The organism is Rhodococcus sp. SJ-2 (genome assembly GCF_053750035.1).
In genome coordinates, this window is record NZ_JBSMJG010000003.1 from 80,571 (window position 1) to 103,519 (window position 22,949).

The window sequence follows — 22,949 nt, forward strand, 5'->3', positions numbered from 1 at the left end:
ATGAAAGGACCTGTCATGAGCGAGTTGCCCGTCAGCGAGTTGCCCGTCGTCGTCGTCGGAGCCGGACCGATCGGCCTGGCCGCCGCCGCCCACCTGCGCGAACGCGGCCTCGAACCGCTGGTGCTCGAACGCGGCGACGCCGCCGGAGCCGCCATCACGCAATGGCACAGCGTCCGCACCTTCTCCCGCTGGGCCGAACTGATCGACCCCGCCGCCCGCCGCCTCCTCGACACCACCGGCTGGACCGCCCCCGACGACGACGCCTACCCCACCGGCCAAGACTGGACCGGGCAGTACCTGAGCCCGCTGGCGGATGCTCTCGGTGACGCAGTCCGCCTCGATCACGAGGTCGTCGGCATCGCCCGCCGCGGCCGCGACCGCATCGTCGACGCCGGCCGCGACACCGAACCCCTGTCGGTGCACATCCGCCACCGCGACGGCACCGAAACCCGCCTGCTCGCCCGCGCCGTCCTCGATGCCTCCGGCACCTGGAGTACCCCCAACCCGCTCGGCGGCGAAGGACTGCCCGCCCTCGGGGAACGCGCCGCAGCCGAGACGATCACCTACCGCGTCCCCGACCTGGGTGACGATGCGGTGCGCACCCGCTACGCCGGCCGCCACACCGTCATCGCCGGTAGCGGCCACTCGGCACTCAACGCCATCGTGGCGCTGGCCGAGCTCGCCCGCACCGCCCCCGGCACCCGCCTGACCTGGGCGGTCCGCCGCGGCGAGATCGGCGCCGCGTTCGGCGGCGGCCAGGACGACCAACTGCCCGCCCGCGGCGCCCTGGGACTGCGCGCCAAAAAGGCCGTCGACGACGGGCTGCTCACCGTGGTCACCGGATTCCGCACCGCCGCCGTCGAACCCACCACCGACGGTCAGATCGCCCTGGTGTCCGATACCGGCGCCCGCATCGAGGCAGTCGACGAGATCATCGCCTCCACCGGCTTCCGGCCGGACCTGTCGTGGCTCTCGGAAATCCGTCTCGACCTCGACCCGGTGCTGCAGGCCCCGACCGCGCTCGCCCCGTTGATCGACCCGAACGTGCACTCGTGCGGGACCGTCTACCCGCACGGGGCCGCCGAGCTCACCCACCCCGAACCGGGCTTCTATGTGGCCGGGATGAAGAGCTACGGCCGGGCCCCGACGTTCCTGGCGATGACCGGCTACGAGCAGGTCCGCAGCATCGCCGCCGCCCTGGCCGGTGACCACGATGCCGCCACCCGCGTCGAGCTGACCCTGCCCGAGACCGGGGTGTGCGGCGGCGCCGGAGTGTTCGACGACCCCGCCGCCGACACCGCCACCGAGGCCGCGGCGGGTGGGTGCTGCGGCCCCGCAGAGCCGCAGTTGGTCACCCTGAACGCCCGCACCGGCGGATAACACCGGTGACCGACACCTCGACCCGCCCGCAGCCCGGCGCCCTCACCGGGGCCGGGCTGCGGCGGGTGCTGGCGGTGCTGTGCCTGACCGAGATCACCAGCTGGGGCATCCTGTACTACGCGTTCCCGGTCCTGTCGGTCTCGATCTCCGCCGAGACCGGCTGGTCGCCCACGTCGATCACCGCGGCGTTCTCGCTCGGGCAGCTCGCCACCGCGCTCGCGGGTATCCCGGTCGGGCGCATCCTCGACCGGGTCGGACCGCGCACGATCATGACCGCCGGCTCGGTCCTCGCCGTCCCCGCGCTGGTCCTGATCGCGCTCGCCCCCACGCTGCCGGTGTTCTACGCCGGATGGCTGCTGGCCGGCACCGCGATGGGCGCGGTGCTCTACCCACCGGCGTTCGCAGCGCTGACCCGCTGGTACGGCGAACGCTCCGTCCACGCCCTGATGATCCTGACCCTCGCCGCGGGGTTGGCCAGCACCATCTTCGCCCCGTTGACCTCGGTCGTGGATCAGCAGTCGGACTGGCGCACCACCTACCTGATTCTCGCGGCGATCCTCGCCGCGATCACCATCCCCGGGCACTGGTGGGGACTGCGCGGATCCTGGCCCGCCGCGACGCCGCCGGCGAACGGCGCAGCCCTGGGGCACCGGGAGATCGCCCGCAGCCCCGCGTTCCTCGCACTGGTGGCCGCGTTGGCTCTGGGCGCGTTCACTGCCTTCGCCGGGGTCTTCAACCTGGTGCCGTTGCTGCTCGAACAGGGCTTCTCCCCGTCGGTGGCGGCGTGGACGCTCGGGCTCGGCGGCGCCGGACAGGTCCTCGGCCGTCTCGGCTACCTGACCCTGGTCGCCCGCACCAGCGTCCGCAGCCGCATCGTGGTGATCCTCGCCGGGACCGCGGCAACCACCGCACTGCTCGGGGCGGTGACCACAGCCGCGGCGTTGATCGGCGCGGCGATCGGCGCGGGACTGGTGCGCGGATTGTTCACCTTGATCCAGGCCACCGCCATCACCGACCGGTGGGGCTCGACCCACTACGGCCGGCTCGGGGGGCTGATGTCCGCCCCGATCGTGGTGGTGATGGCGTTGGCGCCGTGGGCGGGAACCGCCCTGGCGTCGGCGACCGGCAGCTACGCCACCGCTTACCTCGTCCTCGCAGTCGTCGCCGTGATCGCCGCGCTCCTCGCGGTCGCGTCCGTGCCGCGCCTGACCGCCCCTCCGTCCACTGAAGGAACCTCATGACCGACTACGACGCCCTCGTCATCGGTGGTGGCCAGTCCGGCCTCGCCGCCGCCCACGCCCTATCCACCCGAGGCCTGCGCACCGGACTGCTCGAAGCCGGCGACGAGCCCGTCGGGGCCTGGCCGCACTACTACGACAGCCTCACCCTGTTTTCCCCGGCGAAATACAGCGCACTACCGGGCCTGGCGTTTCCAGGCGACCCGCAGCGCTATCCGCGGCGCGACGAGGTGGTCGACTATCTGCGTCGCTACGCCGCCGGACTCGACGTCGACATCGTGACCGGCTCCCGCGTCGAGACCGTCACCTACGACACGGGCGTCTACACCGCCCAGACCGCCGCCGGGAGCAGTGTCACCGCGCCGGTCCTGATCGCGGCCACCGGCTACTTCGGGTCCCCGAATATCCCGCCGCTGCCGGGCCTGGAGACGTTCGGCGGCACGGTGCTGCACACCAGCGACTACCGCGAGCCTGCTGCGCTGGCCGGTCAGAACATCATCGTGGTCGGTGCCGGTAACTCCGCTGTGCAGATCGCCACCGAACTCACCGAGGTCGCCTCCGTCACCCTCGCCAGCCGCCGACCTCCGAAGTTCATGCCGCAGCGACCTTTCGGACGTGATGTGCATTATTGGTTGACGGTCACCGGGTTCGATCGCGCTCCTCTCGGGCCACTGCTGCGCACCCCGCCGACCCAGCAGGTTCTCGACACCGGCCGTTACCGCCGCGCCCTGGCGAGCGGCAACCCGCAGCCGCGACCGTTGTTCACCGGTCTCGACGGCGACCGTGTCACCTGGCCCGACGGCACCACCACCACCGCTGACACGGTGCTGTTGGCCACCGGTTACCGCCCGCACCTGCCGTATCTGACCGGCCTCGACGGCACTGACCGGCCTCTCCACCGGCAGGGCATCTCGACCACCCACGCCGGTCTCGGGTATGTCGGCCTCGAATGGCAACGCAGCCTGTCGTCGGCGTCGCTGCGGGGTGTCGGCCGCGACGCCGATCGGGTCGCCGGCCGTGTGGTCGCTGCCGCCCGATCCCGCCGCACACTGCCCACCGGTCCCTGACCGGCGCTGCCCCTCGGGGACCGGTCCGACCGGCCGGTGCCCGAGGGGCAGCGAGAGGCTCTGATCCCTGCCTGCTGTGCGAGGGTGGCATCATGAAAGGCACACTGCCCGTCCCTCTGGGGGCGGGTTTACCTCTTCTCTCGCGTTTCGTGGCCGGTGCGGTGCGGGGGGCGGCGTGTCTCCCACATGGTGGTATCGCCCCGGTTATCGTTCAGGCGAACCTGCATCGTCGGACGAGGCCCGTCCGACACGACCGCGGGAGCGGCGCTGATGGACATGGACGAACAATTGCACCAGCTGGCGTGGCAACTCCAGCGCAACGGACATGACTGGAGTGAGGTCGCCGCCGAACTCGGCTGCGACGAAATCGTCGCCCGAGCGATGGCCGACCGGTATCTCGCCGACACCGAGTCTCGAGCACAGAAGGACCAGTTCTCGCTGTTCGATCTCTGAGTTTGTTCAAGCACTTCTCGAGATGCTGCCGCTACGCCAACCGTCCGGCGCTCGCGGCGCCGCGACCCGCCCATCCGCTCGTGTGCGCCTCGGCTCGACTGCAGACCGGCTTCGGCGAGAAGACCGGGTCGTGGCATCGTTTAGCTTCCTGATCATCGAACACCGAGGGAGCTGGACGAGCTGATGCACGCGTTCGCCGACGAGTCGCGCCGCGGCGACTATCTGGTCTGTGCGGTCACCATCGCGCCGTCGGACCTGGACTCGGCCCGCAAGACGCTCAAGTCGCTGCGCGCTCCGCGATCGGCGCGGATCCACATGTCCCATGACAGTCGTCGCGCGTCCCAGATCATTCGTGGAGTGGTGGCGCTGGACCTGCAGGCACATCTGTATGTTGTCGACCTCGGCGGCCGGTCCGAACGCCACGCCCGCGACCGGGCCTTGGCGGCGATGGCCACCGACCTCGACACCCTCCACGTCCGCCAGCTCTGGCTCGAATCCTGCGATCAGGACCGTCGCGATCGCGAAGTGATCCGAACAGCGTTGGCCACCTCACCGGGATCCGGCTTCGCGTATCGGCATACCTCCCCTACCAGCGAACCGATGCTGTGGGTGCCCGACGTGCTCGCCTGGGCATGGGGCAAAGGTGGACACCACCGTAAAGCTGTCGCCGACACACTCGAGGTCCACACCGTGTCGTGATCCGGGTGTTGTGATCCGGCTTCTGAATGCGCAAAACCCGGGCGACTCACCGTCCAGTGAGCTCCCGGGTCCACTTCCCACGAACGCTGTGCCGTGGGCACTCTCTAGTATCCACTGAGATAGTAGATAGATCAACCGCCGCCCTCGACGAGCGGAAAGGTATGAAAGCGCCCTGCCGCGGGGGGGTCGGCAGGGCACCTCGACTGGGGAATTCGGGCCCCCACTACAGCGAGATTGCTGCGGCAAGAACCACGCTCTCAGCCGGGTTGTCGGCCTGACAATATCCGATCGTTACCTATCGAGAGCCGGCGCGCTCTGAATTGCTGGTTCGCCGACGGCGGAGCGGAACGCACGCGAAGGAGTGCACTCTGCGACGTGCTATTCCGGAATCAGGTCTTCTTCCCGCATCGGAAACCGATACCCGGCCGGGATTCCATCGACCGACTCGAGGACACACCGGCCCTCATCGTCCACGTCGACAATCGAGAACACCGACGCACCGGCCGGACGGATGCGAACACGATCCCCACGCCTCACTGCAACCTCACGCACTCTCGGTAAGGGATGTTTCCCCACGTTGGGCGACCGAAGTTGAATCCCTGAGCATGAGTGGACTCTCCCTTCGTTTCGGCGGGCCACCCACCCAGGAAATCGCGGCAGCTGCGACGCTTCCCGAGCACCCGTGTCCGGGGCTCCGCCGCAGCTACCGCAGGATCACGATATCGAATGTGTGTGCGAAAATGAAACGATGGCGCTCCACCGGGAACCGGCCCCTGATGCCTGCCCGAACGGGCATAGACTCGGACCAAACTTGATCTTGGTCGGATGGGCCCCCTGTACGTGCGCGACCTCGACGACCTCGGCGGGAAGTCACGGACACCGGACCTTCCAGTGCAGACGGTGCTCGGCCACCATCTACCGGCCACCACATGTCGGCCCGGCATGGCAGGGAGTCCAGTGGCCACGAGATGACGACCACGGCCAGGTCGAGGCCTAGAAACCGATCCTTGTGGCGGACGCTCCCAGCTCGCCGGCGGCCGTCGCCCACTCCGTGCGGCTCGGTCCTGTGGTTACTGTCGGCGCGTGAACCTCGAAGACAGCATCGTCGCAGCCGCAGCGGAAGCCATGAGCGACGACGATCTTGTTGCAGCCATCGCGGTCCTGCACGCTCACGAACGAGAACTGCTCATCGCCGACGACGTCGAGGGCGCATTCCGCGTCATGCGAGACAAGTTTGTTCTGCTGGCCATTCACAACGAGCGCCAACAGTGACCCGATGAACACCAAAAGTTCTGGATTCCTTATTTTTCCGTTCAGTTCGGTATCCGATCACGTTGGACTCATCCGTCCTGTGCACCTCAGGAAGTGAACGAGGCCGTGCCGACCGGATAGATCCGCACCGCGGGCACAGGCCGCGGTGTAGCCCACGAACCGCACCGCCCTGCTCGGTCTCGAACGGTCCTCTCCCAGCCCTACCAGCTTGTCGATCGCATACTGTTCGGCGGCGCGACGGGTGGGCTGTACACATTCACCGAAGAACCCCCGTAGGGATGTGTTGGAAGCCGGCCTCATGCGGGATCTGCGCGTCGAGCGTCATAGACGATCAGGTGTCCTTGATCTGGTCGGTCGACCACTGCTCCGACTGGGTGCGCCAACTGTGGGGAGGCTACGACTCGGCGGCCGCCACGCGGGCGCGGTAGCTGCGTCCGGCTGCTCGGATACGTGCAGCGAGATCTTCAGACGGGGCACTCATGGTTCCGACCAGGTCCGTGAGTTCAGGGTTGGTCGGATGCAGCGTCCGCTGTGCAGCGAGTCGCTCGATGCTCTCTTCGAGGCCGGGTCTGTCGACGGGGTACCCCTTCTCCGTCGCCCAGGTCAGGACAGTCACGGTCACCGGCGTGGTGACGCCGAGTTCTACGGCTGCGATGCGTGCCTGTTCAGTCCAGGCAGCGATGTACGCGGCGCGATCTTCTTCTTCCAGATCGTCGATGGCTACGACTTCGTCGTCGAGCGCCTCGTCCTCGCTGCTGCCTTCCGCATGGCCGGCACGGTCCCGGTCGATTTCGTCGCGGTCCTCGGTGTACACGTCGTCGAGGCCGGAGGCGAGCCAGTAGTCGTCGATATTGAGCAACAGTTCGATAGGATCGGTGCGCCGGAACGGGAGTTCGTCCTCCGGTGCGGTTCCTTCGACGAGCCGGGCGACGAGGTCCGCTTCCCAGGATGTGGGCCGGCCAAGAAGCAGCTGCTCGAGTGAGCCGACGTTGGCGGCGACGGTGGTGACGATGTCGGCCATCGCATCGGCGAAGTCCACTTGGGAACCGCCGGGGTGGGTACTGCGTGCGATCGCAGTCAGGGCGGTGATCGCCGCGGACCTGGTCTGTGGGTCGATACCGTTGGTGGACGGGCGGGGCACCGGCTGCGTGCTGGTGGGGGTCGTGTTCATCCGGGATTCCTTCTTTTTGCCGGTGGTGACGGCGCGCAGCGCTTCCGTTAGCGAGGCTCCGGGATGCTGCTGTTGGTATGCGCGGGCGGCTTTCTTCCGGGCGGAGTTTTTGGTCATGCGCGTGTGCTCCGTTCACGTAGCAGGGCGACGTCCCACATCCATCGCCGCTGGTCGTGACGGGTGAGTTGGTGTTGCAGATCCGGGGGACCTTGTCCTCGATCGCCACCGCCGTGATGATGTGGGCACCTGTCGGGTGGCGTCGGAGTCAAGCCGTGCAACGCGGCTCTGATTCGTAGCTAACCACAGCGGCCCGACATGTTCTGGGCGATCGCGGTGTCACGGTGGGGGCGATGCAACCATGTTCGTGGTGTGGAGGTCCGTGCTGCGGAGCCGCTGCTTCTGGGTTGTGTCCTCCCAGCAACTCCGGTGTGAGCTGGTGCGTCGTCTGGCAATAGGCTGGGGGTTCGAACTGGGCGGTTGCTGCGCCCCGGTCCGAACCTTTCTCAGATGGTGAACAGGCCGACCAGTTGCCAGATGGTTCGGGCGGTCTCGCGGGGACATTCGAGGCTGATCGGCCAGTCCCCTTCTGCGGTCAGGGCGGGGCCGGTGAGCACCTGGACGTACATCCCGTCGATGCCGCCCGGGCGACGAAGGTCAGGCGCTCGACTCCGGCGTCCCACACCAAGGTTCCGCCCTCTTCGAGGGTGACGGACTCGGCGACCCAGCCTCGTTGAGGTTCCTGGTAATGAGGCCTTCCACGTCGGCTGGCCAGCAGGAGTTCGATCGTCCTGGGTGGGATTCAGATGTCGGGACTTGCACTGGTCACAGAGGCGCGGATACTTTCGGCTTCGGCGCGGATGTCAGCAGCCGTCCGCAGAGGTCCGCTCCTGGGCGGTCCGCTGCGGTAGCAATGGAACACGGTGGTGATTCCGTATTGCTCGTAAGCGTGTTTGAGTTCTTTGGCTGCGGCGAGGAGGTCTTTCTTGGCCTCGTCGTCGAGAGCCTGCCAGGCGGCGGTGACTTCCTCGGAATAGCGGGCGTCAGCCTCGGACCAGGCCGCCCCGGCGGCTGCGGGATCCGACTTGTTCCGGTTGAGGCGGCGGCGCGGTCGGAAGCGTTCGAGCATCGTCGATCCTTTCGGTCGGGTCAGAGTTCGTGGCCGAAGTGTCGTTCTTGGGCCGGACCGTGGTGGTCGTGGGTTGACGGCGGTCGCCCGTCTGGTTGGGCGGGTCGGTGCAGTTGCGTCGGTGCGGCCGAGGGTGATTGGGACTCGACCGAGGCCGCGCGTTCGTTCCGAATGCCGGTGTCGCGGTGCAGTGTTTCCTGGTGTTGTTCGAGTTCGTCCTGACCTGACCAGTTGTTGTGGGTGGTGATCTGGTCGTGCTCGGGTTCGGGGCTGAAGTCTGCAGGGGTCCATCGCTCCGGCCCGTCTGGAGCAAGGTTGGGGGCGGTGACCGGCGCGAGTAGGTCGTCCTGGTCGAGAGTGCCCTCCTGGAGTTTGGGGCTGCGGTATTCGGCCAACTCCTCCCAGTGCCGCTCATACCGGAGGTTCGGGTCGAGATCTCCGGGGCCGGGGACGACGGTCGGGAGTTCGGTGGTGACGGCGCGCTCGAGTTCGGCGGCGAACGCTTCGCGGCCGACGGTCCGCATGGCGTCTTCGAGTGCGAGGTCCGGGTCGGCGTCATCGGGTGGGTTGTCGTGGAAGTTCGCGGCGTGGGTGGCGGCGCGGAGTGCTTCGGGGTCGATCACGCGCCAGTCGATCGTGCGGTCGGGGATGCGGTGGGCGAGCTGGTCTGCGACGAGTAGTACGGCGACGGATTGGATGCCTTCGGTTTCTTCCTGGATGGCGGCGATGTGGCGGCCGAGCTGGCGCGGGTCGGCGATCGTCTGTGCGTCGGCCGCCGGGATCTTCGGTTCGGTGTAGGCGGCGGTGTCGCTGATGATCGGCATGAAGTCGGTGTGCAGTTCACGGTGCACGACGCTGGCGTGCAGTTCGCTTCCGTCGCCGAGGATCTCGCGGTGGGCGAGGTAGTCGGCGGTTCGCAGCGCCAGCTCCCAGGTGACGAGCTCGTGCAGGCGGGCGGGGTCGCGTTCGTCGAATGCGTTGACCACGGCTCCGGTGTCGTAACGCATGGTGGTCTTGCCTGCGAGTGGGTCGAACAGGTCCTTGTAGCGGTCGTTCGGCTCGGGTAGGCCGGCGGCGGCGCGTTCTGCGGCGAAGGTGGAGGTGCCCTCGAGGATGCGGTGCACGGCGGCGTCGTGGGCGTCGCCGTAGTTGGTTCGTTCTGCGAGGGTCAATCCGAGGCGCACCAGGGCGTGCGCGTTGTCGAGCTGGACTCCGCGTAGTGGTCGTTCTCTCATCCGGGGTACCTCTCTGAAAGTCTCTGGTGCGGTGTAGGGGCCACTGCGGTCGCGGTCGTAGTCCCGCATGATCGCCAGATGGCTGGTCAGGGACAGAACAGGGCGGCCGGGCTTGAGTGGGGTCGGTGTGTACCCGTCCGCAGGCACGACGGCCGGGGCAAGTACATCGGCGAGCAGTCGGGGGTCTCCGCTTTCGGCGGTGACGTAACGGGATGCGGCCAGGGCGGCCAAGTCGATACGCGCAGTGTCGATTTCCCATCCGGCGTTTTCTGCGATACGCCGGAACAGCTCGTACTGCGATCGTGAATTTCCGTCGGCGAAGGGGTGGATCTCTGTCATCCGCGCCCAGTAGTCGGCCAGTCGGGTGACGAACGGGCCGTGGTCGAGTCCGGCAAGGTTGTTCTCGGCGGCGAGGTCGGCGAATAGGTCGTTGACGTCGGCGGCGGTGTCTTCGGGGCTTGAGTGGGTGATCGGCAGGTTTCCCTGGCTGGTGGGCACGGTCTTGTATTGACCAGCCCACGAGTACAGTCCGTCGAATCCTCGACGGTGTATCTCCCGCAGGAAGTCTCCGGTGAACTCTTCCGGGGACGGGACGGTGGCGAACTGCCATATCGCCTGGGTGAACAGTTGCTTCTCGACTTCGGCGAGTTCTTGCGCGTCGGTGATGCCGAGCAGGTTGACTCGCGTGTCCGTTCCGTGGATGTAGCCCTCGACCGAGGGTGATGCTGTGGTCACTCCTCGCCTCGGTCTGTGCGGCGGTAGGCGTTGAGGATGTCCTCGCGGGTCTGGCCGGCCTCGAGTCGGTCGATGATCGTGCGGGGATCTTCGCCTCCGAAGTCCCCTGCCATTGCGCAGGCGGCGCGGACATGTTGTGCGACGATCTCTCGCGCTGCGTCCTCACCGAATGGCTCGAGCCGTTCTCGGAGTGAAGGTCGAGGGTGGGTGTCGTCGGTGCTGCCGGTCATGGTGGCCTCCTGTGGTGGTCGGACGGTCGGGTCGTGAGGCAGGCTCGGCTCCGGAGTCCCCTCCCCCTCCCCTATGTCTACTCGGCGGTTCCGACGGTCGGTGCGGCGCCGATGCGGGCTCGAACGCGGTCGAGTCGGCGGGTTGCGGCGCGTTGCGCGTAGCCGATGGTGAGCAGGTGCTCGAACAACTCGTGCTCGGGCAGGGTTTCGGCGGCGGAGGTGATGATGGCTCCGGCGGTGCGGAAGCTGCGGCGGTAGGCGGCGCTGACGATGGCGTGGGCGTAGTAGAGGGCTGCGGTGGGGTCGGCTCCTGCTGTGGTGGCGGTGGTCAGTGCGTAGGCGAGGCGACGTCCATGGTGTCCGGCGAGTTTTCCGTGGCGCTCGAGGTGGGTCAGGACCATGGCGGGGTTGTGAGGCTGGTCTGCCGTGACGAGAGCTGCGATCGCGTCGAACAGGTCGGCGTGGAGCGACTGGTGGAAGTCGGTGGTTTCGAGCAGGTCCACGACGTCGGCGGCGGTGTTGTGGCCGGCGAACAGCACCGCGCACAGCAGCAGGGTTTCGGTGTCGCCGTTCTCGGGGGCGAATTCGTCGGCGCTGCTGTAAGTGCTGGGTTCGTCGAGATGGGTGGCGGTCATGCGCTGATCCGCTTGTCGAGTGCGTCGGCGGCGTCGAGGACGGGTGTGGGGTCGGGGTGACCGGTGGGCGCAGCGGCGAGGGTGGCGTGGGCTGCGGGGCGGCCGTCGATGGTGATGGTGACTTCGCTACCGGCGGGCGCAGCGTAGGCGAGCGCGAGCGTGCGCGCTGCTTCTGCGGCGGCGGAGGCAGCGGCGGCATGTGAGAACGCGCAGCCGGAGTCGGAATGTGTGAAGGCGGGCGCGGTCAGTGCGGCGGTCCAGACGATCATGTCGGTTCTCCTTCTGCGGGATGGGTTTTGGCCAGGTCTCGATCCATTGTCGTCTAATTATCATCTTTTGTGAAGTCTTTCAGGTGCGTATTTATCATCTTTTCAGGTGTTTTTTTGATCTGTTTTTGATGCTTGTAGGATTCGTGCGGTGGTGCGGGAGGGGCCGCTGGCCTGGGCTCGATGCCCCGGTCGGCGGCTACTGCCCGGGCCGGGGGTCCCGGCGGGCGGCACGGAGCGGCCCGCCGGGACGGTGGTCTACTGCTCGTCGGCCAACGGCTTGAGTCCAGCGGCGCGGCGTTCGATGTCGGAGAGTGTGTAGCCCTGGTCTGCGACGGCGCGCAGGTAGAACTGCGCGAAGTCGGTGGGCGTGCGCCAGTGGTCGGCGTTGACCTGGGATTCGAGGGCGATCAGGAGTCGGGCGCGGAGCAGGACCAGGGCGCGGGCGTCGGGCGCGGTGGCGAGTTTGGCGAGGGCGTCCGCAGCGGGAATCATCTGTTCGGTCAGTGCGCGGGCGTGATATGCGGAGGGGATCTGCGGCCATTTCACCAGTGCCGTGGCCACGAACGCGGCGGTGCCCTTGGGGGCGGTCTTACGGGTGCTCTGCTGGGCGAGCCAGGTCCGGCGGACTTCGGTCGCAGCGCGCCATGCTCGGTTGTTCTCGATCACCTCGCGGCGCTGGGTGGCGCGGGTCTCGGCGTCGACTTCACCGGCGGCGGGGATAGCGGTGCGGTTACCCCAGTAGGTGTGCCACGGGGAGTCTGCGCAGCGGATGACATGCCAGTAGTGGATGGTTTCCTCGGTCTCGATGACCTGTTCGCGGGGGATCATCCATTCTTCGCGTTGATCCTCGGCGGGGAGCTCGTCCACGAGATCGTCCTCGTCGACTTCCTCGCCGGTCTCCCGGTGGTAGCAGGCGCTCCGACTGTCGACGTAGAGGCCGAGGTGTCCTGCGGCGGCGACTTCTTCGATTGTGGGGGTGTTGCCGTCGACGTCGGTGACGCGCTCGATCGTGGCGCTGTTGGCCTCGTCGATCCATTCGTGCATCGATCCCATTGCGACGGCGTCGATGCCGGTCTCGGCGAGGGCTGTGGCGGCGCGGGCGAGGGCTTCGGTGCGTTCGGTCCGGCGCAGGCGTTCGGCAGCGAGTGCGTGGTCGAGTCGCCTGCTTCGGATGGCCCATTCGATGCGGCCGACAGCGGCGGGGTCGTCGCTGAACTCGGCGATGGCTGCGGCCTGCTCGATGGTCAGCTCTCCACGCTGTACGGCGTCGCGCTGCTCGGTGCCTCGCAGGGTCAGGGCGGCGTCGACCTCTGCGCGGCGGGCCTTGGTGCGGCGGGTGATCTTTGCGGAGTCGAGTCCGTGGTCGGCCAGGGTCTCGAACAGTGCCAGGCGCTCGCCGGTGGTGATGGCGGCGCGGTGTTCGTTCTCGCTCCATTGGGTCACCAGGCGGTCAACGGTGGCCTCGGTGCCGTCCTGTTCGCCGCCGACGATCATGGCGGGGATCTGGGTCAGTCCGGCGTCGAGGGCGGCGGCGGTGCGGCGGTGCCCGGTAAGTACGCGCAGCGCTCCGGTGGCGGTGCGGCAGACGGTGATGGGAGTCAGGACCCCTTGTTCGGCGATGGATTCGCGGAAGTCGTCGGTCAGGTGCAGGTTGTGGCGGATGTTGGCGTCGGTGAGCAGGGCGGCGGGGTTGACGGTGCCGAACTGCGGGACCGTTCCGTTCTTGTTCATGTCACCAAGTTTACATCTGTTTTGGTGCTTTTTCGATGTTTTTTTGATGCCTTATTGGATATTTTTTGGTGACTTGCTTCACCCCGTTCGGCAGTTGACGTGGGGACTTTCGCCTGAATGAACTCCGGCCCCGCCTAGGGGCGGGGCCGGGGGGTTCAGCGTTCTACGCGGTCGTGGATGGGAAGGACGCTGGCCCGATAGTGGAGAAAGTGGGCGGCGAGCTCGGGGAGTCGAGTGTTGGAGGTGTCGACGTAGTTGCCGCCGAACATCACCCACGAGTGTGTGCGGCGGTAGCAGTTGGTCTCGTCGTCCCATTCGACCGGGACCAGTGCGGCGTAGTTCTCGTTCGCGAAGAAGCTGCGGGCGCGGATCTGTAGCGCGACCGTGGGGGCGGGTCGGGCCTTCTCCGTCGAGGAAGTGGCGACGGGTGCCGTGCGGGGGTGTATTCGGCGGGCAGGACGTCCGCCGTGGCGGTGAAGGTGCGGCGTTCGTCGAGGATGCCGACCAGAAGTAGGTCGCCGTGCGTGGCGCTGACTCCCCCATTGGTGCAGTCGCCGTACTTGGAGGTGCGGTAGACGTCGAGTGTAAGGCCCGATGGTTGATGCGCATCACTGTGCATGCCTCAAGTTCACATCTATTTTGATGTTTTTTCGATGTTAAATAGATATTTTTTTGGTGTTTTTAGCGATGGTGGTTACAGCGCTTTAGGGCTTTGAACTGGGGTTTTGTTGTTTCTCGGCGGTGGTGTGGGGGTGTGGCGGGAGCGGGTTCCTCGGTCGGTCGGCGTGGCCTGGTGAACCGGGCGCGGCGGCCGCCGGGCAAGGGTGGGTTGTCCCTTGCGTGGTGGTCGGCGGGTCCGGTAGGGCCGTGTGCGGCGTCCGGGTGAGGGGCACGCGGGAAGCCGGAACCTTGGGAGTGAGGTCGGGGGTCCTGGGGTGGAGCCCCTGGGGATCAGTGGTCCGGCGTCTGAGGTCGGGCGGGCCTGCATAGACCGAAGGCCCCGAACAAGTCGGGGCCTTCAACGGTGGTGGCGTTGACCGGTCAGTCGTCGGAGTCCTGGGCCTTGCGGCGGCGGATCTTCTCGACATCGGGGAAGGGTTGGCCGTCGTTGTACTCGCGTTCGAGGTTGGCGGTGTATTCGGCGATGGCTTCTTCGATGTAGCTGTTGATGCTGCGGTGCGATCCGGGGTAGGCGCCTCGCAGGGTTTTCTGGGCATTGGTCGCTGCATCGATGACGGATTCGGCGAGAGTGAAGGTGCGTCGAACCAGGCTGGGCTGCTGTACGAGCTTCTTGGGCGTCCGGGCGGCAGCGGTGGTGTCCTCGTCGGGTTCGTCGGCGTCGAACATGCTGCGGATCTCGCTCATGACTTCTTCCTTTGCGTGATGGTGGCGGCGAGCTCGTCGTAGACCAGTGCGTGACGCCAGCCGTCTTTGGTCTCGGCCAGGGCAATTCCCGCTTCGATGGCTGCTTTGATTGCTTCTCGGTAGCCGATGGTGGCCAGGATGGGGATGCCGGCCTCGGCGAGGTCGGTGGTCCACTTCTGGGCAAGCTTGGTATTGGTCTTGTACATGTTGAAGATCGCTCCGCGCACCCACAGACCGGAGTTGCTGCGTTTTTTGATGCGCTGCGCGTATGCGGTGACTCTCTGCATCGCGTCGACGCTGAACTGTGTGGGTTCGTTGATCACAACGAGCTGATCGGCTGCTACGAGCGCGCACAGTTCGAGGGCGTTTCGGGTGGGGGAGCAGTCGACGAGAATGTAGTCGTAACGCTCACGGATCGATTCGAGCGCTTCGCGCAGGATGTGCGGGCCTTCGAGGGGATCGTTCGAGATGTTCTTTTCCGCGCTGATCAGGTCGGCGGGGTTCTTGGGTGCGGCGATCAAGTCCATTCCGCCGCGGATGTCCTTGATGACGGCGTCGGAGGCAGACTGGCGTCGATCGGCGTGCAGCTCGATGATGTGGTCGACGGTCACCGTCGCGTCGTCCCGGCGACCGGGTTGCGTCTTGGTGACGGTGAGGGTGAGGTTGCCGGAGGGGTCCAGGTCGACCAGGAGCACGGTTTTTCCGGCTCGGGCGAGGGCTTCACCGAGGTTCAGCACGGTGGTGGTTTTGCCTACGCCGCCTTTTTCGTTGGTGAGCAGGATGATCTGTGAGCTCATAGCCGTCCTTTCTTGGTGCAAGAATACATCACTTCTGGTTCGTATCAGGTGCTGTTTTCGTGCGTTTAGCGGATTTGGTGCTTATTTCATGTTGTTTCGGTGCGGTTTAGGTGTTGGTGACCAGATGGAATGCCGACGGCCAGGGCTCGATGCCCTGGCCGTTGGCCACCGCCGGCGTGAGGCTGGGTGGGGGTTAGGTGATCTGGAGGCAGTCGCGCCATTCCCACCTTTGCGGGGTCTGGGTGCAGATGCGGCGCTGTTCACATATCCAACACCATTGGTTGGCGCGGCGGGTGGTGGTGGGTTCGGTGTCGGTGGTCTGGGTGGCGGGGGTGTGCAGGCGGCGGGCGCGGTAGATGGCGCGGACGTGGTTGTCTCGGGCTTCGATGTCGGCGTGGGTGAGGGTTCGGGGGCGGTCGGTTTCCTGCAGCATGGGGCCGAAGAGGGTTCGGCAGGTCTGGCAGGGGGTGAGCTCGTCGGCGACTGGTTGTGTGCAGCCGGGCAGGATGCATACGGCGAACAGGGATTCGGTGGTCATGGGGTCCTCGCGGCGAAGCCCTCGGCGGCCGCGATCGGGTCGCGGCCGCCGAGGGGGTGGGGTTATTGGCCTGGTCGGATGGTGGTTTTGGCGTCTTCGGCGCGGGCGTCGGTGATCTTGTCGTAGGGGATTTTGTCGTTCCAGCCGGGGTCGGTGTCGACGGTGACGGTTTTTGCGTTGACTCGGCGGACTCGGTACCAGGAGTTGTGGCAGCAGATGTAGTAGCCGGGGCGTAGGTCGGTGCGGCTGTAGAGCTTGGGGCCGTCTTGGGCGTCTTGTTCGGCGCGGACTGCGGTCCAGTATTCGATGTCGGATTCGAGCTCGGCTTTGTTGAGTTGGAGTTGTTCGATGTGGCGGGCTCGAGCGGGGTTGTCGGTGTCGCTGTGGTGGGTCTGTTCGTATGTGGTGAGTTGGCGGTCGATGCTGCGCAGTTCGGCGGATTGTCGTTCGAGGCGGCGGTGGATTACTGCGGGGTTGTAGCGGTGCTCGGTGCTGCGGGCAGCGGCTGCGGCGCGGCGAGTGGTTTCGGCAGCGAGGGCGTCGGCGTCGCGGGCTGCGCGGGCTGTGATGTGGGCGCGGTCGAGTGCTCGGCGATGTCTGGTTTCGCTGTGATGTCCGATTTTCACGGGTTCGCCTCCGGGGGGCAGGGAGTCACAGGCGCGGTCGTGGCGGGCGTAGGCGGCGTTGGCGGCACCGGCTTTGCGGTCGGCTTTGGTGGCGAGGGCGTCGGCGCGGTCGGTGAGTCGGGCGTCTCGGTCGCGGTGTGCGTCGGCGGCGTCGCGGAATGTGGTGTCGATGTCGGTTTCGACGTCGTATCCGGCGGCGCGCAGCGCGTCGACGGTGCGGTCGATGCGGGCAAGCTGGGGTGCGCGGTCGCGGCTGAACGGTAGGTACCACGCGGTGATGCTGCGGCCCCATTTCCAGCCTGCTGCTTTGAGGATGGCGGCGGTGCCGTCGCCTTTGCTGGTGCCGTCGATGGTGGTTCCGTCGGCGGGGGCATGGGTGATGGCGAGCATTCGGGTGTTTCCTATCGGTCGGTGGTGGGGGGTGGGGAGCCTGTGGTGAGGCTCCCCACCTGGGCTTGGGGTGTGGTCAGTACTCGGCGATGTAGTACGGCCAGAGGTCGCCGGTTTGCGCGGCCATGCGGGTGATGGGTCGCCAGTAGGTGCTTGTCGAGTAGGCGGTTTCTTCATGGCGGGGGCACATGACGAATTCGCCGTCGGTGTGGGTCGGCTCGGCGATGCAGCCGTTGTAGTCGCAGTACGGCTGGGTGAGGCCGATCGTCTGACGGGTGGTGTTGTTCATCGCGTGTGGCTCCTTGGTGGGGGGGTGTCAGCTCAGGCCGGACTGGAATGCGGCGCTGATTTCGTCTTCGGTCATGCCTGCGGCGCGGGCGGCATTCTTGGCCTCGTGGGATTCGGCGAGGACGACCGCGATGTCTTTTCCGGTCGAGATGTTGGCGAGCAGGTCGTCGACGTCGCGGGCGACGTTGCGGAGTTTGGCGGTGATCTCTGCGTTGCTCATGACTCAATTTTACATCTGTTTTGGTGCTTTTTCGATGTTAATTAGGTGCTTTTTTGGTTCTTTTTGGTGATGGTGGTCACAGTGCATTAAGGCTTTGACCGGGGGTTTTGTGGTGCGTCGGGGGGTGGTGTGGGGTTGAGGTGGGAGCGGGTTCCTCGGTCGGTCGGCGTGGCCTGGTGAACCGGGCGCGGGGGCCGCCGGGCAAGGGTGGGTTGTCCCTTGCGTGGTGGTCGGCGGGTCCGGTAGGGCCGTGTACGGCGTCCGGGCGAGGGGCACGCGGGAAGCGGGGACCTTGGGAGTGAGGTCGGGGGTCCGGGGGCGGAGCCCCTGGGATCGGTAGACCGCCGCTGTCGGCAGACGGGCCGGGGCACGCTCCTGGCCAGGGTGAGGGGGCACCGTCCGTCGGCCGCGGGAGCATACGTTTACCGGCCCCGAGGCCAGGGAGGCCCACATCCGAATGCGAAAAGATCCTGGACCGGGGTCTGCGTTGATGCCGGTGCCGACCGGAGGGGGGTCCGGGGGCGGATCGCCCCCGGTTACCTCCTTGCAGACATGACTCGGCGCACCGAACCGGGGGCGATTCCGGGTTCGATGCGCCGAGGGGGAGTGACGATGCGGTTGCCAATCACCTGATACTCACTTTATTTGCACCTGTTGTGGTGGTGTTGTGGTGCTTTAAAAGAGATTTTGAGGTGTTTTTTTGGTGAATGGCCTGCTGTGCTGGGTTTTCAGGTCATGCTGCGGTGTGTTCGACTTCCGGGGCTTCTGAGAGCCAGCGGTAGACGGTGGCGATGGAACGGTCGACTTCCTGAGCGATGACCGGCACGTCGACTCCGGCTTTGCGGCGGGCGAGTGCCCATTCTCGGCGTTCTTCGTGAGAGCCGAAGTTCGGCATTGCGGTGGTGTCCGAGACGGTGCTCCCGGAGGTGTCTGCCAGGTGGGTGAGGGGGACTTCGAGCTGGTGCGCGATGGTGCGGGCGCCGGGCTCAGTGACGGGGTGCGGAGCGGAGCTTGGTGGCGGTGTGAGGTTGTCCGCGGCGCTCTTCGACTCCTTGGTGGCCTCTGCCTTGGTCTCGGTTTCGAGAGTGGCGTGGCGGCCGAGCTTGGTCAGAGCGTGGGTGGACGCGAGAAGGGAGATCGGTGGGAGGGCTGCGATCACGGCGGCGAGGACGACATTGAATCCGGGTGCGTGGGTGAGAACGGCGTGGATGGCGTTGCCTGCGATCGACACGGCGGCGGCTCCGATCAGGATCTTCCAGAAGAATCGGCGGGCTTGGCGGTCGTGGCGGCGGGTGACCACTCCCATCGTCGCTTGCAGGATCGTCCCGTCGATGATGACGGGGAACAGGAAGGCGATTTCTCGCGGTTGGCCGGCCTGGATCGACAGGTCTCGTAGCGCGATGAAGCTGAGAATGAATGATGCTGCGGCGATTCCCACGGTGATGGCGACCGAGCCGATCCACATGGGGGTGCTCACGCTCGATGTTGCTGGGCTCGCAGCGAGGGAGGTTTTCTCGGCGCGCGATTCGTGGCGCCGTTGCCGCACCGCTTTGAGGGGTCTCATGCGTCGCATCGGTTTCATAGTTCCCATAATAACAATGGGAACTATGAAACGCGAAGTTTTCTTGTCTCGGATGAGAGTCGCTGGTCGCGGCGCGATTCTCACGCGGGATTCGTCGTCTGGTCGGTGCGACGTTCCGCGAGAGTGACGGATGATGCAGCTGAGCCCCTGGCCGGTGCGTGATGCGACCTGGTCAGTCGGATGTTTTCACTGCGACGGGTGGTGCTCTCACGTTCCGAGCGTGAGACCCATTCCGGCAGTGCTCGACATGGCGGGTCTACGACAGTCTCACGGGTGGCAAGGCTGTCGGGGCGGCTGTGAGAAGTCCGCAACGTGCTGGGATGCCGATTGTCAGGATGCTGCGACCGGTGAGAATCCCGACAACTCAGGAGGCTCCGTTGGCCTATGTCGGTGGCCAGGGTCACCCCACTCGACCGGTCCCAGGCGCGGATGCGACGTCGACACCGGAGGACGCTACGTGACCCCGCTGGCAATCCCTCTGGGTGTTTGGTGAGGAGCGCCTACCGGGACTGCGGGTTGCGGGTCATTGAGTACACGATGGGGCCGTCCGGGATCGTCGTCGTCGCGGCGGTGGCGAATCCGAGCCGTTGGTACAGGCGGACATTTCGCTTGTCCGAGGTTTCGAGAGCGGCGGGGGCTCCCTGTTGGTCCAGTATCGCGAGACCTTCCGCCGTCACCGCTGTCCCCAGCCCCGATCCTTGATGGGCTGGATCGACCCCGACTGTCTCGAGCGTCCAGCATCCTGCAGGCGGATCGGGTCGGGGCAGGGCTGAGAGCGCAGCGAGGCGTGATCCGTGCAGCTCGACTATCCGCTGTTGGATCTGCTCGGCGGGTGCGGGAGTGTCCGGGGGAAGGAATGCCGCTACCGCGCGCACCTGGTCGTCCACGAGCACGATGCCGTGGTCGAGCGCGTGGCCGAGGTAGAGACGCTGAATCTCTTCGAGACGCTCTGCGTATCGGTCCTCGGGCAGAGCCCATCGCGTCCACGGGTACCTGTCGAACGCTGCAGCGAGGACCCTCGCTGCGGAATCCAGATCTGAAGGCACGGTGGGGCGTACGCGGTGGCTCATGCAGCGACCTCCTGTGACGTCCGTGGCAGCGCGAGCGAGTGTCCGCGTCCGCATGCGAGTGTAGGTCGGCTGACGTATTCGCTTCCCAGCCGAAAAAGCGATTGTCGTTCTCAGGTTCCGAAGTTCAGCTCACGGCGGTGAGTATCACGGCGAGCCGTCCGAGGGTGTGGACGGGCGCCGGCGTCGGTGCGTGAGCGCGACTGTGTCACCGAGAATCGCGGTCGCATTCACGACGCTCGGAAATGTGATTGTGAGGGGGAGTGGGACGCCGGCCTGGACAGTTAGATCTTGCGGGAATAGGAAGCCGGCAGCAGCGATGAGTACGCCGCGCAGGATTGCTGGGGTGCGTATCGATGGGGTCGCACTGCGGTTCTCGCCGTTCTCGCAGGTGGTCCGGAGTGGGTCTCGTGCTGGTCTCCGGATTCTTGCGAGTCGTTCTCATTCATAGGCCCCTGATCGTAGTGAAGTGTGAGAGGCCAGAGGTCTCGGGACACAGCACGGGATTCTCGCTGCAGCAGTGATGACGAGAGTGGTCACTCTCGGTGCCAGCGGCCGACTCCGGTTTGGGACGTGGACTTGATCTCGCCTTCGGCGGGGGTTTCCCATGACTTGCCGTCGTGGTGCTCGGCTTCGAGGCGTTCGATCTTCTCGAGGACTGCTGCTTCGAGGAATTCTCCGAAGGTGCTCGCTGGAAGGTGTGGGCGGGTGCCGAGGTAGGCGGCGCGGATGCGTTCGGCCTGGTCGGTGTGGAAGCCGAGTTTGGGCCGTGGGGTGCGCGGATTCTTGGGTCCAGAGGGATCCTGGGTCATTCGGAGGCTCGGTGCCGAGATGTCGGCGCGTTGCGGCCGACGCCGGTCTGGGAGAGGGATTTGAGCTCGCCTCGGGTGGGGGTGCGCCAGGGCCGGCCGTCGTTGTGGGCTTGTTCGAGGCGGTAGGCGCCTTCGAGTAGTAGTTCGGTGATGAACTCGCTGAGTGTGGCTGGTGGCAGGGTGCCGCGGGTGCCGACGTATGCGGCGCGTACCCGATCAGCATCGTCTTCGGTGATGTCGAAGGCCATGCGCTTTTTCATGGTCACAGTGCCCATCGTAACTTCGGCACGCGGTGTTCTTGTCTCGCTCAGTCAGTGCCTGGTGACGCGCACCGACTGAGCGAGAAGACCTTGTTGCGAGGGGCACGTTCCACGGCTCAGGGAAGGAGGTCTGGGCGGATACCTGATATGGCTTGGCATGACCTACCCGAATAAGTTCCGTATATGGCTCGGCGTGTCCTACCCGAACAGTAGATCTTGATAGTGCACAGTACTCAGCATGGAAACCGTGGGGGCGTCGCTTCTCAGTGACGAGCAGTGGGGAAACGAGGTGCTACTGCCGCACCGGCCGTTCGCGACGAATGAACTCGAGCACGGTCAGTACCGGATGAGCCGCGACCAGGCGCTGATGATGCGCTATATCCAGCATTCTCCTCACGCGTTGCTCGGATCGATCGTCATCGACTGCGACCATCCGGATGCGGCTATGCGCGCGTTCGAGAAGCCTTCGGATCATCCGGCGCCGAGCTGGGTAGCCCAGTCGCCTTCCGGGCGGGCGCACTTGGGTTGGTGGCTCGGCGACCATAGGGTCTGTCGCACTGATTCGGCGCGTTTGACTCCGCTGCGCTATGCGCATCGCATCGAGCGAGGTCTGTGCATCTCCGTCGATGGGGATTTTTCCTATGGCGGGCAGCTGACCAAAAATCCGATCCACCCCGGGTGGGAGACCATCTACGGCCCCTCGGACCCGTACTCATTGCGGGATTTGGCGACTATCTACACACCTCGTCAGGCGCCGCGGCGGCCGGACCGATCGGTGGGTCTGGGTCGCAATGTGACGATGTTCGACACGGCACGTAAGTGGGCGTACCCCCAGTGGTGGAACCACCGTCATGGCTCCGTTGACCAGTGGCTCCAGCTGGTGCTTCAGCGCTGTCACGGCATCAACAGCGAGTTCGCCGACCCGCTGCCGTTCGTCGAGGTCCGTGCCACTGCGTACTCCATCGGTAAGTGGATCTGGCGTAATTTCGATGAGGGAACGTTCCGAGCTCGTCAGGCTGCGCGTGGCAGCAAGGGTGGCAAGGTTATGAGCTCCGCGAAGCGAGAAGCGAATAGGAAGCGGGCCACCAAGTTCGATTTGGCTACAGCATTGGAGTACGCGCGATGAGCGGCGGTGCGCAGGCAAAACAACGTCGATCGATCACAGCGAAGGAGCTGGCGCAGCGGCTTGGCTCTTCGGAGCGCACTGCACGCCGTCTGATCGCTGAGCCTCGGGACGAATTTCTCGAGCGCGCGGAAGTCCGTCGCAAGCGGGTGGTGGGCCTGCGTGAGCAGGGGATGAAGTACCGCGAGATCGCCGAGGAGATGGGTATTTCGACCGGCGCGGTGGGCCGGATTCTGCATGATGCCCGCAAGCTCAAGGAGACAAAAGCTCCTGCTCGTGGCGTCGGCGAGTTTCACGGAAGTGGACTGACCGGTGCAAAGGTCCCGAATCAGCCGTAGCAGACCGCATCTGAAACAGGCCTACAGCGGAGCTGGGTTGCCAGCGAGTTTACGGACCGCTGGGGTTCCTGGGGCACCGGTAGGAACGGCGGAACAAGAGCGAATACGCACAGATCGAGCGGCCAGTGTTGATCTCGGCCGGCGGTGGCTGTGGGAGATCCGATCTTGTAATCCGCCGATTTGTCGCCGCTGCTACCAAAACCCCTTCAAGCGTATTCGGATCCTGCCCAGGTGGGGTGGCCGACTGGGTAGAGACCGTTGTTCGAGTAGTCGGTATTCGGTTGGGTTGAGGGCGGTTCGTC

General features: G+C 66.0%; 26 protein-coding genes. 8 read left to right on the forward strand and 18 right to left on the reverse strand.

Going from position 1 to position 22,949, the window contains the following annotated elements:
* The first annotated feature begins 15 nt into the window (after positions 1-15).
* From ACSYG9_RS28375 to ACSYG9_RS28400, 6 genes are all read left to right on the forward strand, one after another.
* Complete coding sequence (locus ACSYG9_RS28375) at positions 16-1,380, forward strand: FAD-dependent oxidoreductase (protein ID WP_440127891.1); 1,365 nt, start codon at positions 16-18, stop codon at positions 1,378-1,380.
* A gap of 5 nt (positions 1,381-1,385) precedes the next feature.
* Positions 1,386-2,621, forward strand: coding sequence for an MFS transporter (locus ACSYG9_RS28380; protein ID WP_440127890.1), 1,236 nt, complete (start codon positions 1,386-1,388; stop codon positions 2,619-2,621).
* Complete coding sequence (locus tag ACSYG9_RS28385; protein ID WP_440127889.1) at positions 2,618-3,685, forward strand: NAD(P)-binding domain-containing protein; 1,068 nt, start codon at positions 2,618-2,620, stop codon at positions 3,683-3,685. Before ACSYG9_RS28380 ends, ACSYG9_RS28385 begins: the two co-directional genes overlap by 4 nt.
* Before the next feature lie 270 nt (positions 3,686-3,955).
* On the forward strand, positions 3,956-4,138 hold the full coding sequence (locus tag ACSYG9_RS28390) for a hypothetical protein (RefSeq protein WP_378563838.1): 183 nt from the start codon (positions 3,956-3,958) through the stop codon (positions 4,136-4,138).
* Positions 4,139-4,321: 183 nt separating this feature from the next.
* Positions 4,322-4,837 carry a hypothetical protein gene (locus tag ACSYG9_RS28395; protein WP_378563835.1) on the forward strand — a complete coding sequence of 172 codons (516 nt, stop codon included), beginning with the start codon at positions 4,322-4,324 and terminating at the stop codon, positions 4,835-4,837.
* Positions 4,838-5,920: 1,083 nt separating this feature from the next.
* Positions 5,921-6,109: a hypothetical protein gene (locus ACSYG9_RS28400; protein WP_440127888.1), complete on the forward strand. Its 189-nt coding sequence runs from the start codon at positions 5,921-5,923 to the stop codon at positions 6,107-6,109.
* A 394-nt stretch (positions 6,110-6,503) separates the two neighbouring features.
* On the opposite strand, the gene ACSYG9_RS28405 is transcribed toward ACSYG9_RS28400, so the two are convergent.
* From ACSYG9_RS28405 to ACSYG9_RS28490, 18 genes are all read right to left on the reverse strand, one after another.
* Positions 6,504-7,397 (reverse strand): hypothetical protein, encoded by an 894-nt coding sequence (locus tag ACSYG9_RS28405; RefSeq protein WP_440127887.1) that lies wholly within the window; start codon positions 7,395-7,397, stop codon positions 6,504-6,506.
* 386 nt (positions 7,398-7,783) lie between these two features.
* The gene (locus tag ACSYG9_RS28410) at positions 7,784-7,960 is read right to left on the reverse strand and encodes a hypothetical protein (RefSeq protein ID WP_440127886.1); all 177 of its coding nucleotides are present in this window, start codon (positions 7,958-7,960) and stop codon (positions 7,784-7,786) included.
* 119 nt (positions 7,961-8,079) lie between these two features.
* A complete protein-coding gene (locus tag ACSYG9_RS28415; RefSeq protein WP_440127885.1) occupies positions 8,080-8,406 on the reverse strand; it encodes a hypothetical protein in 327 nt (108 codons plus the stop codon).
* A 20-nt stretch (positions 8,407-8,426) separates the two neighbouring features.
* Entirely contained in the window at positions 8,427-10,376 is a 1,950-nt protein-coding gene (locus tag ACSYG9_RS28420; protein WP_440127884.1) for a Fic family protein, read from the reverse strand.
* On the reverse strand, positions 10,373-10,606 hold the full coding sequence (locus ACSYG9_RS28425) for a hypothetical protein (RefSeq protein WP_440127883.1): 234 nt from the start codon (positions 10,604-10,606) through the stop codon (positions 10,373-10,375). The genes ACSYG9_RS28420 and ACSYG9_RS28425 overlap by 4 nt, the downstream gene beginning before the upstream one ends.
* A gap of 77 nt (positions 10,607-10,683) precedes the next feature.
* Positions 10,684-11,241: a DnaB-like helicase N-terminal domain-containing protein gene (locus ACSYG9_RS28430; RefSeq protein WP_440127882.1), complete on the reverse strand. Its 558-nt coding sequence runs from the start codon at positions 11,239-11,241 to the stop codon at positions 10,684-10,686.
* The gene (locus ACSYG9_RS28435; RefSeq protein ID WP_440127881.1) at positions 11,238-11,510 is read right to left on the reverse strand and encodes a hypothetical protein; all 273 of its coding nucleotides are present in this window, start codon (positions 11,508-11,510) and stop codon (positions 11,238-11,240) included. The genes ACSYG9_RS28430 and ACSYG9_RS28435 overlap by 4 nt, the downstream gene beginning before the upstream one ends.
* Positions 11,511-11,765: 255 nt before the next feature.
* Positions 11,766-13,241, reverse strand: a complete 1,476-nt coding sequence (locus tag ACSYG9_RS28440; protein WP_440127880.1) for a ParB N-terminal domain-containing protein — start codon at positions 13,239-13,241, stop codon at positions 11,766-11,768.
* A 1,041-nt stretch (positions 13,242-14,282) separates the two neighbouring features.
* Entirely contained in the window at positions 14,283-14,606 is a 324-nt protein-coding gene (locus tag ACSYG9_RS28445; protein ID WP_440127879.1) for a hypothetical protein, read from the reverse strand.
* Positions 14,603-15,403, reverse strand: coding sequence for an AAA family ATPase (locus ACSYG9_RS28450; protein WP_440127878.1), 801 nt, complete (start codon positions 15,401-15,403; stop codon positions 14,603-14,605). The genes ACSYG9_RS28445 and ACSYG9_RS28450 overlap by 4 nt, the downstream gene beginning before the upstream one ends.
* 193 nt (positions 15,404-15,596) lie before the next feature.
* Positions 15,597-15,941, reverse strand: a complete 345-nt coding sequence (locus tag ACSYG9_RS28455; RefSeq protein WP_440127877.1) for a hypothetical protein — start codon at positions 15,939-15,941, stop codon at positions 15,597-15,599.
* Positions 15,942-16,003: 62 nt separating this feature from the next.
* Positions 16,004-16,957 carry a DUF3560 domain-containing protein gene (locus ACSYG9_RS28460; RefSeq protein WP_440127876.1) on the reverse strand — a complete coding sequence of 318 codons (954 nt, stop codon included), beginning with the start codon at positions 16,955-16,957 and terminating at the stop codon, positions 16,004-16,006.
* A 76-nt stretch (positions 16,958-17,033) separates the two neighbouring features.
* Positions 17,034-17,246 (reverse strand): hypothetical protein, encoded by a 213-nt coding sequence (locus tag ACSYG9_RS28465; protein WP_440127875.1) that lies wholly within the window; start codon positions 17,244-17,246, stop codon positions 17,034-17,036.
* 27 nt (positions 17,247-17,273) lie between these two features.
* A complete protein-coding gene (locus ACSYG9_RS28470; RefSeq protein ID WP_440127874.1) occupies positions 17,274-17,465 on the reverse strand; it encodes a hypothetical protein in 192 nt (63 codons plus the stop codon).
* Positions 17,466-18,198: 733 nt separating this feature from the next.
* Positions 18,199-18,942: a DUF2637 domain-containing protein gene (locus tag ACSYG9_RS28475; RefSeq protein WP_440127873.1), complete on the reverse strand. Its 744-nt coding sequence runs from the start codon at positions 18,940-18,942 to the stop codon at positions 18,199-18,201.
* 605 nt (positions 18,943-19,547) lie between these two features.
* Positions 19,548-20,117 (reverse strand): GNAT family N-acetyltransferase, encoded by a 570-nt coding sequence (locus ACSYG9_RS28480; RefSeq protein ID WP_440127872.1) that lies wholly within the window; start codon positions 20,115-20,117, stop codon positions 19,548-19,550.
* A gap of 533 nt (positions 20,118-20,650) precedes the next feature.
* Complete coding sequence (locus tag ACSYG9_RS28485) at positions 20,651-20,926, reverse strand: ParB family protein (RefSeq protein ID WP_440127871.1); 276 nt, start codon at positions 20,924-20,926, stop codon at positions 20,651-20,653.
* Complete coding sequence (locus ACSYG9_RS28490) at positions 20,923-21,186, reverse strand: ParB family protein (protein WP_440127920.1); 264 nt, start codon at positions 21,184-21,186, stop codon at positions 20,923-20,925. The genes ACSYG9_RS28485 and ACSYG9_RS28490 overlap by 4 nt, the downstream gene beginning before the upstream one ends.
* A gap of 238 nt (positions 21,187-21,424) precedes the next feature.
* On the opposite strand from ACSYG9_RS28490, the gene ACSYG9_RS28495 reads away from it, so the two are divergent.
* On the forward strand, positions 21,425-22,312 hold the full coding sequence (locus tag ACSYG9_RS28495) for a replication initiation protein (RefSeq protein WP_440127870.1): 888 nt from the start codon (positions 21,425-21,427) through the stop codon (positions 22,310-22,312).
* Complete coding sequence (locus ACSYG9_RS28500) at positions 22,309-22,647, forward strand: helix-turn-helix domain-containing protein (protein WP_440127869.1); 339 nt, start codon at positions 22,309-22,311, stop codon at positions 22,645-22,647. Before ACSYG9_RS28495 ends, ACSYG9_RS28500 begins: the two co-directional genes overlap by 4 nt.
* Positions 22,648-22,949 lie beyond the last annotated feature (302 nt).

What these genes read in the sequence shown, in the direction of transcription:
- ACSYG9_RS28470 (WP_440127874.1), bottom strand. Translation starts at nt 17,465, where the DNA reads ATGAGCAACGCAGAGATCACCGCCAAACTCCGCAACGTCGCCCGCGAC.
- ACSYG9_RS28455 (WP_440127877.1), bottom strand. Translation starts at nt 15,941, where the DNA reads ATGACCACCGAATCCCTGTTCGCCGTATGCATCCTGCCCGGCTGCACA.
- ACSYG9_RS28430 (WP_440127882.1), bottom strand. Translation starts at nt 11,241, where the DNA reads ATGACCGCCACCCATCTCGACGAACCCAGCACTTACAGCAGCGCCGAC.
- ACSYG9_RS28405 (WP_440127887.1), bottom strand. Translation starts at nt 7,397, where the DNA reads ATGACCAAAAACTCCGCCCGGAAGAAAGCCGCCCGCGCATACCAACAG.
- ACSYG9_RS28480 (WP_440127872.1), bottom strand. Translation starts at nt 20,117, where the DNA reads ATGAGCCACCGCGTACGCCCCACCGTGCCTTCAGATCTGGATTCCGCA.
- ACSYG9_RS28425 (WP_440127883.1), bottom strand. Translation starts at nt 10,606, where the DNA reads ATGACCGGCAGCACCGACGACACCCACCCTCGACCTTCACTCCGAGAA.
- ACSYG9_RS28440 (WP_440127880.1), bottom strand. Translation starts at nt 13,241, where the DNA reads ATGAACAAGAACGGAACGGTCCCGCAGTTCGGCACCGTCAACCCCGCC.
- ACSYG9_RS28415 (WP_440127885.1), bottom strand. Translation starts at nt 8,406, where the DNA reads ATGCTCGAACGCTTCCGACCGCGCCGCCGCCTCAACCGGAACAAGTCG.
- ACSYG9_RS28375 (WP_440127891.1), top strand. Translation starts at nt 16, where the DNA reads ATGAGCGAGTTGCCCGTCAGCGAGTTGCCCGTCGTCGTCGTCGGAGCC.
- ACSYG9_RS28490 (WP_440127920.1), bottom strand. Translation starts at nt 21,186, where the DNA reads ATGAAAAAGCGCATGGCCTTCGACATCACCGAAGACGATGCTGATCGG.
- ACSYG9_RS28465 (WP_440127875.1), bottom strand. Translation starts at nt 17,246, where the DNA reads ATGAACAACACCACCCGTCAGACGATCGGCCTCACCCAGCCGTACTGC.
- ACSYG9_RS28395 (WP_378563835.1), top strand. Translation starts at nt 4,322, where the DNA reads ATGCACGCGTTCGCCGACGAGTCGCGCCGCGGCGACTATCTGGTCTGT.
- ACSYG9_RS28500 (WP_440127869.1), top strand. Translation starts at nt 22,309, where the DNA reads ATGAGCGGCGGTGCGCAGGCAAAACAACGTCGATCGATCACAGCGAAG.
- ACSYG9_RS28485 (WP_440127871.1), bottom strand. Translation starts at nt 20,926, where the DNA reads ATGACCCAGGATCCCTCTGGACCCAAGAATCCGCGCACCCCACGGCCC.
- ACSYG9_RS28450 (WP_440127878.1), bottom strand. Translation starts at nt 15,403, where the DNA reads ATGAGCTCACAGATCATCCTGCTCACCAACGAAAAAGGCGGCGTAGGC.
- ACSYG9_RS28495 (WP_440127870.1), top strand. Translation starts at nt 21,425, where the DNA reads ATGGAAACCGTGGGGGCGTCGCTTCTCAGTGACGAGCAGTGGGGAAAC.
- ACSYG9_RS28390 (WP_378563838.1), top strand. Translation starts at nt 3,956, where the DNA reads ATGGACATGGACGAACAATTGCACCAGCTGGCGTGGCAACTCCAGCGC.
- ACSYG9_RS28460 (WP_440127876.1), bottom strand. Translation starts at nt 16,957, where the DNA reads ATGCTCGCCATCACCCATGCCCCCGCCGACGGAACCACCATCGACGGC.
- ACSYG9_RS28385 (WP_440127889.1), top strand. Translation starts at nt 2,618, where the DNA reads ATGACCGACTACGACGCCCTCGTCATCGGTGGTGGCCAGTCCGGCCTC.
- ACSYG9_RS28435 (WP_440127881.1), bottom strand. Translation starts at nt 11,510, where the DNA reads ATGATCGTCTGGACCGCCGCACTGACCGCGCCCGCCTTCACACATTCC.
- ACSYG9_RS28445 (WP_440127879.1), bottom strand. Translation starts at nt 14,606, where the DNA reads ATGAGCGAGATCCGCAGCATGTTCGACGCCGACGAACCCGACGAGGAC.